General features: G+C 69.2%; 10 protein-coding genes and 1 tRNA gene. 6 read left to right on the top strand and 5 right to left on the bottom strand.

Going from position 1 to position 14,509, the window contains the following annotated elements:
• Window positions 1-5 precede the first annotated feature (5 nt).
• The 4 genes from IPK71_19655 to IPK71_19640 all read right to left on the bottom strand — a co-directional run bounded on the left by IPK71_19655 (window position 6) and on the right by IPK71_19640 (window position 4,573).
• Window positions 6-80: transfer RNA gene (locus IPK71_19655), tRNA-Pro, on the bottom strand.
• Window positions 81-229: 149 nt separating this feature from the next.
• Window positions 230-718: an arsenate reductase family protein gene (locus IPK71_19650; GenBank protein ID MBK8215949.1), complete on the bottom strand. Its 489-nt coding sequence runs from the start codon at window positions 716-718 to the stop codon at window positions 230-232.
• Window positions 719-761: 43 nt separating this feature from the next.
• The gene (locus IPK71_19645) at window positions 762-3,362 is read right to left on the bottom strand and encodes a CehA/McbA family metallohydrolase (protein MBK8215948.1); all 2,601 of its coding nucleotides are present in this window, start codon (window positions 3,360-3,362) and stop codon (window positions 762-764) included.
• A 44-nt stretch (window positions 3,363-3,406) separates the two neighbouring features.
• Window positions 3,407-4,573: a M20/M25/M40 family metallo-hydrolase gene (locus tag IPK71_19640; protein ID MBK8215947.1), complete on the bottom strand. Its 1,167-nt coding sequence runs from the start codon at window positions 4,571-4,573 to the stop codon at window positions 3,407-3,409.
• A gap of 124 nt (window positions 4,574-4,697) precedes the next feature.
• Here IPK71_19640 and IPK71_19635 point away from each other — a divergent pair, with 124 nt between their 5' ends.
• The 3 genes from IPK71_19635 to argB all read left to right on the top strand — a co-directional run bounded on the left by IPK71_19635 (window position 4,698) and on the right by argB (window position 7,444).
• Window positions 4,698-5,453: a sterol desaturase family protein gene (locus tag IPK71_19635; GenBank protein MBK8215946.1), complete on the top strand. Its 756-nt coding sequence runs from the start codon at window positions 4,698-4,700 to the stop codon at window positions 5,451-5,453.
• Between the two features lie 99 nt (window positions 5,454-5,552).
• On the top strand, window positions 5,553-6,611 hold the full coding sequence (gene argC / locus IPK71_19630) for an N-acetyl-gamma-glutamyl-phosphate reductase (protein MBK8215945.1): 1,059 nt from the start codon (window positions 5,553-5,555) through the stop codon (window positions 6,609-6,611).
• Window positions 6,608-7,444, top strand: coding sequence for an acetylglutamate kinase (gene argB, locus IPK71_19625; GenBank protein MBK8215944.1), 837 nt, complete (start codon window positions 6,608-6,610; stop codon window positions 7,442-7,444). Before argC ends, argB begins: the two co-directional genes overlap by 4 nt.
• Before the next feature lie 74 nt (window positions 7,445-7,518).
• On the opposite strand, the gene IPK71_19620 is transcribed toward argB, so the two are convergent.
• Complete coding sequence (locus IPK71_19620) at window positions 7,519-9,687, bottom strand: bifunctional (p)ppGpp synthetase/guanosine-3',5'-bis(diphosphate) 3'-pyrophosphohydrolase (GenBank protein ID MBK8215943.1); 2,169 nt, start codon at window positions 9,685-9,687, stop codon at window positions 7,519-7,521.
• A 211-nt stretch (window positions 9,688-9,898) separates the two neighbouring features.
• On the opposite strand from IPK71_19620, the gene hemW reads away from it, so the two are divergent.
• From hemW to IPK71_19605, 3 genes are all read left to right on the top strand, one after another.
• Window positions 9,899-11,080: a radical SAM family heme chaperone HemW gene (gene hemW / locus IPK71_19615; GenBank protein MBK8215942.1), complete on the top strand. Its 1,182-nt coding sequence runs from the start codon at window positions 9,899-9,901 to the stop codon at window positions 11,078-11,080.
• A 102-nt stretch (window positions 11,081-11,182) separates the two neighbouring features.
• On the top strand, window positions 11,183-13,261 hold the full coding sequence (locus IPK71_19610) for a right-handed parallel beta-helix repeat-containing protein (GenBank protein ID MBK8215941.1): 2,079 nt from the start codon (window positions 11,183-11,185) through the stop codon (window positions 13,259-13,261).
• Window positions 13,262-13,349: 88 nt separating this feature from the next.
• On the top strand, window positions 13,350-14,462 hold the full coding sequence (locus tag IPK71_19605) for a hypothetical protein (GenBank protein ID MBK8215940.1): 1,113 nt from the start codon (window positions 13,350-13,352) through the stop codon (window positions 14,460-14,462).
• Window positions 14,463-14,509: the final 47 nt, after the last annotated feature.

Genomic DNA, 14,509 nt, shown 5'->3' with positions numbered 1-14,509 from the left:
ACCTGTCGGGGCGAGAGGATTCGAACCTCCGACCCCTAGACCCCCAGTCTAGTGCGCTAACCAGGCTGCGCTACGCCCCGATCCGCCAGCGTTTTTCAACGAAGGCGGGCGGAACATAGACGCGCTTTCGGAACTCCTCAAGAGGAAACGACCAGGTGCCCATCAACTTTGATTTTGTTCGAGAATTTGCTCGAGAAAATCATGGGGCGCTCGGGACGGGCGCCCCCGCTCAGGCCTTCTTCGGGGCGCGGCGGGGCGGCGAGGTCTTCGGCTTCGAGGGCTGGGTGCTCTTCGGCTTCGGGGCGGGCGCCGCGGCGGGGGTCGGCTTCGGCGCGGTGGAGCGCGGGCGGGACTTCGTTTCGGCGAAGTGCGCGGCATACGCGGCCTCGTCGAAGCCGACGAGCACACGGTCGCCGTCGACGAGCACGGGGCGCTTCACGAGCTTGCCGTCCCCGGCGAGGAACGCGGCGATGCGATCGTCGGCGGCCCCCTCGAACGTGGCCTTGCCGCCGAGGTCGCGGTAGCTCTGGCCGCTCGTGTTCAGCCATTTTTTGGCCGCGATCCCGCTCGCGGGCATCCACACGTCGAGCTCCTTCGGCCGCGGCGGGTCGTCCACGATGGGTCGCACGTCGACCTCGATGCCCCGCCCGGCGAGCCACGCCAGGGCTTTTTTGCAGGTTCCACACGCCGCGTAGGAGAGAACGAGAGGCTTCGCCATGGCCCCTCGTTACCACGCCGGCCCGCCCCCTTCGAGGGCCCGGTCAGAGCCCGAGGGACCGACCGTCGCCGTCGGCGTCGAGGAAGATCGCCGACGTCATGGCGTAGGGGCGGAGGTCGTCCCCCGCGCCATCCATGACCTCTCGGAGCTCGCGCACGCCGCGCACCACGACGGAGAGCGCGTCGTCCGCGGCCACGGTCACGGCGAGCTCGAGCTCGGCCACGCACCGCTTCGCGTCGCACTGGAGCGCGGGGCGACCATCGGCCCTCGAGAGCTTCGCGAGCTCGCGCTCGGGACCGGGGCCCCCTCGGGCGAGGCGGTAGCCCACGAACGCGAGATCGATCCACGCGGGCGCCTCGATGCGCACCTTCACGCGAGTCGGAGCGCCGGACCTCACACGGACGACCTGCCCCGGGCCCTTGCCGTCGATCGTCACGCGCACGAACGGACCGTTGGTGACCACGACGTCGCGCGTCTTCGTGAGCGAGCGCACGAGGCCGGCCGTGCGCCCGGCGTCCCACGCCTCGAGGTGGGTGTCGTCGTCGACGCGCACCATCGTGCGCGGGTACCCGGGCTCCTCGCCGACCACGCCGTGGGTGTCCGTGTTCGCGGTGGGCGTCACGGGCCTTCGGGCCGCGAGCAGCGCGAAGTAGTCGTCCGTCGCGCGCCCGCGCTGCGTCTCGTCGCGCCCGTTCCATACCTCGAGCGCGTCGAAGTCGGCCGTGTACCCCTCCCCCGTGCCCTCGCCCTTCGTTCGATCGAACGCGAGGGCGTCGAAGTAGCCCGTTCGCCCCGAGCGAGGATGGTTCACTTGCACGACCACCGGATGCGGCAAGGCTCGCGCGTCACGCACGACGTCGCGGGCGAGCCTGCCACGAACGGGGAACGCGCCGGCCCGAGGCTTCGCCGGGTCGGGCACGAGGGGGAAGACGTTCAAGTGACCGAACGGTCGCACCTGGGCGTCGGTCGTCACTTCGTCCCCGGGGACGTGGACGAGCCACGCCTCGAGAGACAATTCCTTAACGATTCCAGACAGATCTGCGACAAGGTTGTGTTCGGTGGTCGCCGCGAGCTCGACGCCCTCGACGGCGTTCGACACGACCCGGTCGCGTTTGCCGACGGGCGCGTCGGCGCCGAGCATGGAGTGCTGGTGAAAGTCGCACGCGAGGTAGCCGGACGTGTCGACCACGCGCTCGAGCGTGCCCTCGACCCGCACGGTCTCGCCAGCCTTCACCGTGGCCCGCGCCTTCGCGATCGTGTGCTCGAGCCCACGCGAGAGCACGACGTCGTAGTCGCCCGGAGGGAGCTGCGCCTCGCCCACGCCCGTCTCGGTGAGCACGCGGTTTCTGGCGAAGCCCGCGCGGTGCGGGGTGCCGAGGTCGGGGGTCTCGGTGCCGTTCGCGCCGACGAACGTCGCCTTGCAGGGGAGGTTCCGGCCGTCCGTGTCGGCGCAGGCAAACGCGAGCGCGCCGGGCTCGGTCACGTCGAGCCACACCTCGGTCGCTTTCCCCTTCTCGACGACCGCCGGCACCGGCTTGCCACGCGCCACGCGGCCCGCGCTCGGGGCGTAGGCCACGAGGTAGCTCCCCTTGGGGACATCGCCGACGACCGCGGACGTGCCCGCCGCCACGATGCCGACGAGCTCGTGGTCGTCCCGGGTGCGCACGGAGACACGCGCGCCCAAGGGCGCAGGGACCTCTCCTTTCGGTCCGCGGAGGCGCACGGTCAGGGTGCCGACGTCCTCTCCCGAGGTGCGCAAGAGCTCGGCGAGGACGCTCGCCGTGTCCCCGCGCTCCCCCACGACGAAGACCCTCGCGTAGCTCTTCGACGCCCCGGGCGCGAGCTTCACGTCGCGCTCTTGGAACGTGTCGCTCCACGTGGACCCGCTAACGGCCTCGACGTGCGCGTCGGTCGTGGTGAGGGCGTAGCTCGTCGTCACGCCCACCCCACCGAGGAACGCGCCCTCGGATGGGCCACGGAAGCCGCGAGGTTTGCCCGGCGCGTACCGCTCGGCCATCCCCCACTGCACGGCGTCGCCCAAGCCGGGCACGACGAGCGGCGCCCGGCTCGTGTTCGCCAGGGTCGTCGTCACGAGCATGGCGCGATCGCCGGGAGAGAGCCTGTAGACCGTCTCGATCGCGAGAGACGGCTCGTAAAGCTCCTTTCCTTTCGCGACGACGACCGCGCTCCCGTCGGGCTCGTCGCGGAACGTGAGCGCGTCGTAGACGGCCTGGCGAGGGAACACGCCGAAGAACGTGAACATCTGCCCGAGCTCGTCGCGTCGCACCTTCGCGTCGGCGGCGTCGACCAAGTTGCCGCCCGACTCGGCGAACCCCACGCCGCCCCCGAGCGCGTCGAACACGAGCACGATCTCGTCGTTCTCGAGCATCACGTCGCCGGGCTTTCCGACCGCGTTCGTGCCGAGGAGGGCCTCGCCCGCTTTCATCACGTGGGCCCGCGCGCGTCCCGGTGCGGCGGCCCGCGGAGCCACAGCCCCCGCGTGCCGAGGTACGAGCCCCATGCGCCCCTGGACGCCGGGAGACACCGCGATGGGGGGGATGTAGTCGCTCTCGCGCTGGCACCCCGCCGCGACGAGCGCGATCCCTGCGACGACGAGGGAGAGGCCGAGCGACTTCGTTGCCATCGCGGGCTTCGACACACGAGGCCCGTGGAGTCGTGGGAAAAACTTCACCCGCGCGACCGCGCGACGAGGAACCGGGCGAGCGCCTGGGCCTTGAGGAGGAGCGTCGCTACCTCGATTTGCTCGTCCTTCGTGTGGAACCCGATGCCACGCGGCCCGAGCCCGTCGATCGAGGCGATCCCCATGGCCGAGGACGTGCTCGCGTCGGAGCCCCCTCCGATGAGCGGCGCCTCACCCGACCCGAGCCCCACGGAGCGCGCCGCCTCGAGGTAGCTCTCCATCAACGCGACGCTCGACGCCGAGCGCTCGAGGGGGAGCCTCCCGATTCCCCCGCCGAGCTCGATACGTGTACCTTGCACACTCTCGGCCGCCTGGGCTGCCGCGGCGCGGATCGCGGCCTCGAGGGCCTCGCCGTCCTCACGCGTCTCGAAGCGGAGATCGACCTCGCACCGAGCCTCGTCCGGCACGGTGTTCTTGCCCTGTCCTCCCACGAGCTTGCCCACGTTCACCGTGACGCCGCGGGAGTAGTCGGTGAGGGCCTGCACGCGATCGACGAAGCGCGCGAGCGCCCAGATCGCGTTCGCGCCCTCTTTGTGGGCGTTTCCGGCGTGCGCGGCCTTGCCGAAGGCCGTGGCGGTCATGCCGCCCGTCCCCTTGCGCCGCGTGATCACGAGATCACCCTTTCGACCGGCCTCGAACACGAGGCACGACGAGGCGTCGCGAATGGCCTCGCGGATGACCCCCTGCCCCTCGGGCGAGCCCACCTCCTCGTCGGCCACGACCACCACGCGGAGCGGCGCGATCGCGTCGAGCCCTACGGTCTCGGCCACGGCCCGGAGCGCGTAGGCCACGACCACGAGCCCGCCCTTCATGTCGAGCACGCCGGGCCCGCGCAGGAGCTCGCCGTCACGCCGAATCCCCTCGAAGGTCCCCGGCGGGAACACGGTGTCGTAGTGACCGACGAGCGCGATCGGAGGAGCGCCCTTCTTCCCTTCGGTCGAGAGCACGAGGTGGTCGGAGAAGCGCGTCGACGGCACTCGTTTGCCAGCGAGGCCGGGCATGGCGAACGTCTCTTCCAGCATCGCGAGCACCTTGCGGCCACCCTCGGCGTTGTCCGTGAACGAGTTCTGCTCGACGAGCTCGGCGAGGCGCTCCCGCATCGCGGTCTCGTGGTCACGGAGGTAGAGCGACACGTCGTCGGCCGGGGTTCCCATGGGGGCCATCCTAAAGCACGGGGCCCCGACTTCGCGCGGGGCGAGCAGGCACGCCAACGCAACTAAATGAACGACCGGTCGTTTTGTTATTGCGTTCTGAGTTTTCAGAATTCATAGTCGACCCATGAGCACAGAGAACGGAACGCAGGTCTTTTCGTCGGAAAAAAGCACCTTCGAGGCCCACCGGGAGAAGGTGCGCAAGGCGTCGATGGAGGAAATTCCGTCGTGGTACTCGCCGATCGGTCACCTCTTGGCGACGGCGGGGATCGGGGCGGGCACCGTCGCCTTCGCGCTCTCGCGTCTCAGCGGCGTGTCGGCGCTCGAGGCCGTGCTCGTGCCCGTCGCCGGCTTCGTCATCGCGAACGGCTTCGAGTGGCGCGTGCACAAGGACGTGCTGCACAAGCGCCGCTTCCCGTTCGGCGAGCTCTTCGATCGGCACACCCCGAACCACCACGTGGTCTTCGTCGAGGACGACATGGCCATGCGCGAGACGAAGGAGATGCGGCTCGTGCTCATCCCGGCAGTGGGCGTGCTCGGCGCCGTCATGGCCTCGGCGCCGCTCGCCCTGGCGGTCGGAAAGCTCTTCGGCGCGAACGCGGGCTGGCTCATGCTCGCGACCTCGGGGGCCTACATGGCCACGTACGAGCTCTCGCACCTCGCCTACCACCTGCCCGAGGACCACCCCATCGGAAAACACCCGCTCGTTCGCTTCATGCGGAAGCACCACGCGGTCCACCACGATCCTCGCGTGATGCAGCGAAAGAACTTCAACGTCACGCTCCCGCTTTGGGACTGGCTCATGGGCACGATGGCCTCGGACGAGCCCGTTCGCCCGCGGCGTCGCGAGGCGAGCCGCGCGGCCGAGAGCGCCGCCGAGTAGCGCGCGAGACGACGCACCGCGACAGGGCCGAGCCCATCGCGCAGGACCGTTCGTCCCCCGTGCCATCCGCACCCGCGAAGCGGTAAGCTCGCGCGCACCATGGCAAAACGATTCAAGGCCGCCGTCATCGGTGGCAGTGGTTACGGCGGCGGGGAGCTCGTGCGACGGCTCTTGCTCCACCCCGAGGTCGAGCTCGTTCGTGTCGCGTCGGTCGACTTCGTCGGCGAGCCGCTTTCGGCGGCGCACCCGAACCTCGAGGGGCGCACCGATCTCGTCTTCGAGGGCCTCACGCCGGCCGAGGCGGCGAAGGGCATGGACGTCGTGCTCCTCGGGCTGCCGCACAAGGTGTCGGCCACGAAGATGCCCGAGCTGCTCGAGTCGGGCGCGAAGATCGTCGACCTCTCGGGCGACTTTCGCCTCCGCGATCCCGCAGCGTACAAGCGCTACTACCACGCCGATCACCCCTGCCCCGACAAGCTCTCCGGCACGTTCGTCTACGGCCTCCCCGAGCTCCACCGCGAGCGCATCAAGGCCGCGCGCTACGTCGCCTCGCCAGGTTGCTTCGCGACCACGATCGAGCTCGCGCTGCTCCCGCTCGCCAAGAAGGGCCTCCTGCGGGGCCCCGTCGAGGTCGTCGGCATCACCGGCTCGTCGGGGAGCGGGGTCGTGCCGAGCGCGGGCACGCACCACCCGGTTCGTGCGGTGAACCTCCGCACCTACAAACCGCTCGATCACCAGCACATCCCCGAGATCGTGCAGACCCTCGAGGACGCAGGCGCGAAGGATCTCACCCTCCGCTTCGTGCCCGTGAGCGCGCCGCTCTCGCGCGGCATCTTCGTCACGTGCTTCGCCCACGTCGAAGGCGCGACGAAAGAGGACCTCCGTGCACTCTACAAGGAAACGTACGCCGCCGAGCCGTTCGTGCGCGTGCCCGCGAAGCGCCTGCCCGAGGTGGCGGCGGTCTCGGGCACGAACTACGCCGAGGTCGGCTTCGAGGTGGGCTCGGACGGCGCCGAGCCGGGCAAGAGCGTGGTGGCGTGCTTCGCCGCTACGGACAACCTCATCAAGGGCGGCGCCGGGCAAGCCATCCAGTCGATGAACCTCGTGCTCGGCCTCGACGAGCGCCTCTCGCTCGAAGATCCCGGCGGGTACCCATGAGCGCGCCCTCGATCGAGAAGGGCCGTGCCGTGGTCGTGAAGCTCGGCGGCGAGGTCGTGCGCGGAAAGCACCTCGCCGCGATCGGCCACGATCTCGCCGAGATCGCCAAGGTTCGCCCCGTGCTCGTGGTGCACGGCGGAGGGCCTCAGGCCACCGAGCTCCAGAAGAAGCTCGGCCAGTCGCCGAACATCGTCGCGGGGCGCCGCATCACCGACGACGCCACGCTCGACGTCATGAAGATGACCGTCGCCGGGCAGGTCAACGTCGACCTGTGCCGCGCCCTCCTGGGTGCCGGCGCGCGCCCCGTCGGGCTCTCGGGCGCGAGCTCGTGTGTGATCACCGCGAAGAAGCGCCCGCCGCGCGTGGTCGACGGCGGTGGGCCCGACCCGATCGACTTCGGGCACGTGGGAGACGTGACGGGCCTCGGCGAGCACCTGCTCGGGACGTTGCTCGGCGCAGGGTATTTGCCCGTGCTCGCGTGCCTCGGGGCCGACGAGGCCGGCAACGTCTACAACATCAACGCCGACGTCGTGGCGAACCGCGTCGCCGTGCTCGTCGACGCCGCCGCCCTCGTGCTCGTCACCGACGTCCCCGGCGTGCTGCGCGACATCTCCGATCCGAGCTCGCGCATCGCCAGGATCACGCGCGCCGACAAGGCCCGCCTCGTCGAGGACGGCACCGTCACGAAGGGCATGATCCCGAAGCTCGAGGAGTCGTTCACGGCGATCGCGAGCGGCGTGCGCGCCGTGCACGTCGTCGGGAATCTCGCCGAAGGCGACCTGGCCGCCGAGATCGCCGAGCCCGGCTCCAAGGGCACGGTCCTCGTCCCGTGAGGCAGGCCGGGCACCGAGCGGCCTAACGTATCGTAACTACGGATATTTTCGGTGGTCGTGGCGCGCCTTGGGCCTCAGGCGCGCTCGACCCCGACGACGCCCGCGACCTTCTGGAGGGCGCGCATCACGTTCTTGAGCTGGTTCAGATCCTGGCACATGAACGTGAAGATGTTGATCGCGCGCCCGTCGTCCCCGGCGCGGCAGTTCGCCTCGGTGATGTTGATGCCCTGGGCGCTGAACGTGGAGCCCACCGTGGCGAGGATGCCGACGCGGTTCTGCGTGACGACCTTGAGCTGCACGGTGCGGTTGATCTTGGCCTTCGAGTCCCACTGGATCTCGACACGACGCTCGGGATCGGTGTCGAACGCCTTGGTGCATCCGCGCCTGTGGATCGTGATGCCACGCCCGCGCGTGATGAAGCCGAGGATGTCGTCCCCGGGGAGCGGGTTGCAGCATTTCGCGTAGCGGACGAGCACGTCGTCGATGCCGTTCAGGCGAATGCCGCCGGTGTCGTCGCCCTTGACGATCTTGCGCACGAAGCCGGCGAGCCTGCCCTCGCGGATGCTCTCGGGCGCCTCGATCGCCTTGCCGTCCTCGGTGGGGGGAGCGGCCGCGTGCAGCACCGCGCGAGGGTCGATTTTGCCGTACCCGACCGAGATGAAGAGCTCGTCGGTCGTCGAGACCTTGAGGGCCTCGAGCACCTTCTTGAGCTCGAGCTCGTTCTTCTGGAGCTTCGAGAACGAGACGCTCGCCTTGTGGAACTCGCGCTCGACGAGCTCCTTGCCGAGCCGGAAGCTCCGCTCTCTGTGCTCGGCGCGGAGGAACGCGCGGATCTTGGCGCGCGCGCTCGTCGTCGCGGCGTAGTCGAGCCAGTCCTTGCTGGGCTGCTGGCTCGGCGACGTGACGACCTCGATGACGTCGCCATTGCGGAGCTTGTGCCGGATCGACTCGAGCTTGCCGTTCACGCGCGCGCCGGTGATGTGGTCGCCGAGCTGCGAGTGGATCTGGTAGGCGAAGTCGATCGGGGTCGCTCCGCGAGGAAAAACGCGCACGTCCCCCTTCGGGGTGAAGACGTAGACCTCGTCCTGGAAGAGGTCGACCTTGACCCCCTCGAGGAACTCGGCCGGATCCTTGAGATCCTTCTGCCACTCCATGAGCTTCTTGAGCCAACCGAAGCGCGCGGCGTCGTCCTCGTTCATGCCGCCGGAGTGGCGCTCTTTGTACTTCCAGTGGGCCGCGATGCCTCGCTCGGCCACGCGGTGCATGTCCTGCGTACGGATCTGGATCTCGACGCGCTCGCGGCCCGGGCCGATGACCGTCGTGTGGAGCGACTGGTACATGTTCGGCTTCGGGAGGGCGATGTAGTCCTTGAAGCGCCCGGGCACCGGGGTCCACTTCGAGTGGATGACGCCGAGGGCCGCGTAACAATCCGACACGCTCTCGACGATCACACGGAACGCGATGATGTCGTGGATCTGCTCGATGGTGCAGTCGTTCTGCTTCATCTTGCGCCACACCGAGTAGAGGTGCTTGGCGCGACCCGACACGTCGGCCGCGAAGCCCTGCTCGGCGAGCCGGCTCGAGAGCGTCTTGCAGACCTCGGTGATGTACTTCTCGCGCTGGTTCTTCGTCTTCTGGATGCCCGACGAGACCTCGGTGTACCCGTCCGGCTCGAGGTAGCGAAACGCCAGATCCTCGAGCTCGCACTTGAAGTTCGCCATGCCCAGGCGGTTCGCCAGGGGGGCGTAAATCTCCATGGTTTCCCGAGAGATACGCTCCTGCGCCTCGGGCTTCATGTGCTCCATCGTCCGCATGTTGTCGACGCGGTCGCAGAGCTTCACGAGCAGCACGCGAATGTCCCGCGACATCGCGACGACCATCTTGCGGAAGTTCTCCGCTTGGCGGTCCTCTTTGGACGTGAAGTTGATCTTGGAGAGCTTGGTGACCCCGTCCACGAGCTGGGCGATCTCGTCCCCGAACTCGCGCTCGATGTCCTTCGTGGTGGCGAGGGTGTCCTCGACCACGTCGTGCAGGAGGCCCGCGCACACGCTCGCCGTGTCGAGCTTGAGGTCGGCGATGGTGCCGGCCACGCTCGCGGGGTGGATGAAGTAGGGGTCGCCCGACTTTCGCATCTGCCCGGCGTGCATGCGAAAGCTGTAGTCGTACGCCCGCTTGATGAGCTCCGCGTCGGCCGTGGGCTGGTAGGCCCGGATGCGGTGGATCAGTTCTTCTACGGCAAGCATTTTGGGGGGAGAGACGCAGATCTCTCTCGTCTTCAATCTATCACCGGGCCACGCGAGCGGCAACGAACCGGCGGCGGCCCGAGGGTGCCCGGGGAGGCGGCACGAAAGCCCGTCCTTATGCCGGGACGCTCTAGAGACGCGAGGAGCGCGCGGGGGAGATGGGCGTCGATTCGGCTGCGGAGAGGCCCGAAGGAGCGTAAGGGAGACACCGATGGCCTCGGTCTACGTGCACTTTCCCTACTGCCTCGCGAAGTGCCCCTACTGCGACTTCACGAGCTACGCGGCCAAGCGCGAGGACATCGACCACCGCGGGTACGCCGACGCCGTCCTGTCGGAGCTCGGGCGGCGCGCACGGACGCTCACGGCGGGTGACCGTCCATTCGTGGTCGACTCGGTCTTCTTCGGCGGTGGCACGCCGAGCCTCTGGGACCCGACCGAGCTCGGGCGCGTCCTTCGAGGCATTTTTTCCGTGTTCGAGGGCCGGCTCGGCCGCGACGTCGAGGTCACCGTCGAGTGCAACCCGACCTCCCTCGACGAGGACCGCGCGCGCGCCCTCGCCGATCAGGGTGTGGGGAGGCTCTCGATCGGGACCCAGTCGCTCGACGCCGCGGCTCTGAAGTTCTTGGGGCGGCTCCACGACCCCGACGGCGCGCTCGCGGCGGTCCGCGCGGCCCTCGGGGTGCCCGGGCTGCGTGTCTCGACCGATCTCATCTTCGGCCTCCCCGAGCAGTCCCCGGAGGACGCGAGCGCCCAGGCTCGGACCCTCGCGGACCTCGGGCTCCGCCACGTCTCCGCGTACCAGCTCACGATCGAGCCCGGGACGCGCTTCGGAGAGCTCGCGAAGCGTGGGCGTCTCCCCCTCGCCGACGACGGGCGGGTCGCCGAGGCCTTCCTCGCGGTGGACGAGACCCTCGTCGCAAGTGGTCTACACCACTACGAAATCTCGAATTTCGCCGTCCCAGGAGAGGAGGCGCGGCACAACCTCGGCTATTGGAGGGGTGAGCCGTACCTCGGGCTCGGCTGCGGCGCGGTCGGCGCGCTCGAGGACGACGACGGCGCGTACGCCACACGCTACCGGAACAGCACCTCGCCCGAGCGCTACGTCAAGGTCAACCAAGGCGACGGCCGCGACGCCGCCGCGACCGAAGAGGTGGAGCGCCTCTCCCCCGAGACGCGCCTGAAGGAGCGCATCATGCTCGGGCTCAGGCTCGCGCGCGGCCTCGATCTCGCCGCCGCGGCCGCGCCCCTCGGGGTCGAGCCTTTCACACGGGAACGCGAGCGCGATCTCCGCGACCTCGAGAATCGCGGGAGAATCGTGCGGGACGGGACCGTCCTGCGCATCCCCCGCGAGGCGTGGCTCTTCACCGACGACACGGCGGCGCGCCTCTTCTGAGCTTGGCCGGGCCGAGCGACGAGGGCACGTGCGTCCGCGTGGCCCGTTCGGACGACGTCGTGCGCCCTCGACGTCGGGACGCGCGTTCCGTATGCTCGAGGCATGCGGAAGGCTCTTTTCTTCGGTGGTGTTGCCCTCGGCGTCGGGTGGGTGGGCGCGGCCGCCTCCGGCTGCTCGGAGCTCGAGCTCCCCTCGACGCTGGCCGACGCGGCCGCCACGGTGGCGTGCGCCCCGGGCGAAGACTGCGTGAAGCCCCCGCCCTGCAAAGACCCGGTGATGTTCGTCTCGCCGAAGGGCGACGACAAGAACGACGGCTGCTCGAAGGACAAGCCCAAGGCCACCATCAAGAGCGCGGTCGAGGCCGTCACCGCCGCGCGTGTGGGCGTGGCCCCGGCCGACGCGGGCCCCGACGCGGCCGTCACCAACCGCTACGACATCAAAGTGTGCGCGGGCACCTACAAGGAGCAGAACCTCGTCGTCGGTCACCCGATGAACCTCCGCGGCGGCTACGACTGCGGCTCCTTCGAGCGAGCGCCCGACTTCGGCTACGAGAAGGGCTTCCCCGCCACCAACGAGACCATCATCCAGAACGGCGCCTACACGAAGGACAACATCCAGGCGCTCGCGTACGCCATTCGCCGCGAAGGCACGCGCATCGATCGCGACGTCGTCCTCGAGGGCTTCACGATCGACGGCGGCGGCGGCACGTCCGGCTCGGTGGGGCTCGTCATCTCCGATGGCACCGCACCGACCATCCTGAACAACAAAATCAAGGGCGGCGCAGGCGTCTGCGACAACGGCTTCGGCAGCATGGCCGTCTGGGTCGTCGAGGGCTCGCCGCGCTTCTTCCACAACGACATCCACGGCGGCACCGGGAAGTGCCTCGACCCGGCCATGCCTTCGCCCGGAAACGGAATAGGTACGGGCAGTTACGGCATGTACCTGCAGGGCGCGGGCGACATCGACGTCGAAGAGAACAAAATCTCCGGCGGCTCGGGCAACGGGGCCGACGGCGCGGTGGCGATCACGGTCGCGTCGGTGGGCGGGCGGCACATCACGAAGAACTTCATTACGTGGGACGAGCCCCGCACCGACGCGAACGGCTACACGGCCGCGGCCGGCATCCTCGCGGTCGGCGAGACGGATCTCATCATCACCGACAACGTGATCAAGGGCGGCATGACGAAGTGCTGGGAGTCGTGCCTCTCATGGGGCATCCTCGCGAGCGAGTCGGAGCGCCTCCGCATCGAACGGAACCGCGTCTACGGCGGCGACGTCTTCATGGACCCTCCGTCGAAAGAGGGGAACCCCGACCGCAGCCAGGTCTTCGTCCGCGGCATCCGCGTCGACCGCTCGCGCGACGCGCTCATCGCGAACAACATGGTCCACTCGGGCGGGCTCCTCACGCAGACCGAGTCCCCCGGCGTGAAGACGACCCAAGATCGCTTCTACAACGAGCGCAACGCCACGGGGCTCATGCTCGACGACCGCGGGCTCGGCGCACGGTTGATCCACAACACGGTCATCACCGTCTCTGGGGATCCTGCGCGGACGGGCGACGTGGGCTCGCAGAAGGGCGGAACGGGGTGGGACATCGTGCGCCCCTTCTATCTGGCCATCGGGTACGAGAAGGCGATCATCCAGAAGAACCTCCTCATTGCCCATGGAGGAGGACCGGAGTCGAACAGCTCGTTCGGGTTCACCCTGGTCGAGGCCGACAACAGCGTCGAGCTCGCCGAGGACAACGCGTTCGTGAACTTCACGGGGCCTGCGCTCATCGCCATTCACGCGTCGCCTGGCCCCGGCATCGAGTCTCCCCCCACCGAGATCTACCGCGCCCTGAAGGATGTCGTCCCGTACAACCCGCAGACGAAGACCGGCGTCGGCGGCACCTTCCGCAACAACAAGTTCATTCGCTCGAGCTGCGCCGGCGATCCCGATTGCGTGCAGGATGCACAATACGACGGGAAGTGGGGCGCGGTGGGCCTCGTCATCGACGGCCAAATGACCGAGCCCGATCAGGGCACCCAAGAGCTCTTTCGCGCCGGATGGAAGCTCAAGCCGAGCGTGCTCGGGCTGCTCAAGACGGGCGCGGGACAGCCTTCGCCGCTCGTCCCGAAGGACTACTACGGGACGACGCGGTCGGCGCCCGTGGCGTACGGGGCCCACGAGCTCGATTGAGCTCCGACGCGCCGGGTCTTGCGGTCGTGTAAGCCGCGAGGGGGGAAATGGACGAGCCATCCCTCGGCGGTGACGCTACGCTTCGCGCATGAGCCGCTCTCTTTTCTTCCCCTCGCTCGCGCTCGTCTCGGCCACCCTCGTCGGAGGGGCGTCCGCCGCGTGCGGCGCCGACGATGCCGCGATCGAGGGGGACGCGGCCGCCACGGCGACCGCCACGGGTACGGCCTCGGGCGACTCGGGCCCCATCGTGCTGGAGGACGGCGCGATCGTGGATCCCCCGCCGCCTCCTCCCCCGCTGCCGACGTCCGGCGGAGGGCACTTCTATTACACGCTCGGAAACCGCATCCTCCGGATCGCGGCGAAACAAGGCGCGCAGGCCGAGAACATCAGCCTCGCGCTCGATCGCGTGAGCCGCGGCAGCCGCGACCGCTACCCTGCCGCGAGCCTCGACGGCGCGTGGCTCGTGTTCGCGGCCTCACGCTTCGGGTGCCAGAGCGAGTGCCTCGTCCGCGTGACACGCGACCTCTCGAGCGGCGAGGCCGTGAAACCGGGCGGCGAGGAGATCTACCCGGAGGGCATGTCGGCGATCACGTCGAACGGCGACCTCATCGTGTTCCCCGCCACCGGCGGCCCGCACCGCATGGACCTCTGGGTGACGCGGCGCCAGGGCAACGGCTGGTCGGCGAAACAGCTCCTCACGGCCGCCTCGCCCTACCCGTACAACAACATGGCCGCCCTCACGTTCGACGGCCAGCGGGTCACGTTCGACTGCGGCCAGGTCGCCTACCCCGAGGGCGGCATCAACGACGCCTGCGAGGTGAGCGTGACGGGCTCGGGCTTCAAGAAGCTCGTGGGGCGCGACGCGCTGCCGAACCCACGCCAAAACCACGTGCAGAACCCCCACGAGGGCCTCGACGGCCTCCTCTTCGAAGCGGCCTGGCCCGTGGGGCAGACCTCCCCCGAGATCGTGTGGCTCCTGCCGAAGGCCGGCGGTGCGCCCACGGCGATCGCAAAAAACTTCAACAACTCGGTCGCCCCCTGCCCTCTCCCCGACGGGCGCTTCGGCATTCTGTGGCTCGAGTCTCCGAACAACCCGCAGGGCAAACACGAGCTCACCGTGGTCGAGCGCGACGGCTCGAAGGGCACGGTGCTGACTCCGGGCATCGACGTGGTCGACGACGGCGTCGGCTGCAGCGATTGACACGGCGCCGGCGCGACGAAAAACGGGGTGGCACCTCTCCGGCGCCA

This window comes from Myxococcales bacterium (assembly GCA_016712525.1).
GTDB lineage: Bacteria > Myxococcota_A > Polyangia > Polyangiales > Polyangiaceae > JAAFHV01.
This window is presented reverse-complemented; position numbering and strand designations above follow the sequence as displayed.

Bases quoted from the DNA above. Each gene is read 5' to 3' on its own strand.
- IPK71_19650 (MBK8215949.1), bottom strand. From the start codon at position 718: ATGGCGAAGCCTCTCGTTCTCTCCTACGCGGCGTGTGGAACCTGCAAA.
- IPK71_19645 (MBK8215948.1), bottom strand. From the start codon at position 3,362: ATGGCAACGAAGTCGCTCGGCCTCTCCCTCGTCGTCGCAGGGATCGCG.
- IPK71_19640 (MBK8215947.1), bottom strand. From the start codon at position 4,573: ATGGGAACCCCGGCCGACGACGTGTCGCTCTACCTCCGTGACCACGAG.
- IPK71_19635 (MBK8215946.1), top strand. From the start codon at position 4,698: ATGAGCACAGAGAACGGAACGCAGGTCTTTTCGTCGGAAAAAAGCACC.
- argC (MBK8215945.1), top strand. From the start codon at position 5,553: ATGGCAAAACGATTCAAGGCCGCCGTCATCGGTGGCAGTGGTTACGGC.
- argB (MBK8215944.1), top strand. From the start codon at position 6,608: ATGAGCGCGCCCTCGATCGAGAAGGGCCGTGCCGTGGTCGTGAAGCTC.
- IPK71_19620 (MBK8215943.1), bottom strand. From the start codon at position 9,687: ATGCTTGCCGTAGAAGAACTGATCCACCGCATCCGGGCCTACCAGCCC.
- hemW (MBK8215942.1), top strand. From the start codon at position 9,899: ATGGCCTCGGTCTACGTGCACTTTCCCTACTGCCTCGCGAAGTGCCCC.
- IPK71_19610 (MBK8215941.1), top strand. From the start codon at position 11,183: ATGCGGAAGGCTCTTTTCTTCGGTGGTGTTGCCCTCGGCGTCGGGTGG.
- IPK71_19605 (MBK8215940.1), top strand. From the start codon at position 13,350: ATGAGCCGCTCTCTTTTCTTCCCCTCGCTCGCGCTCGTCTCGGCCACC.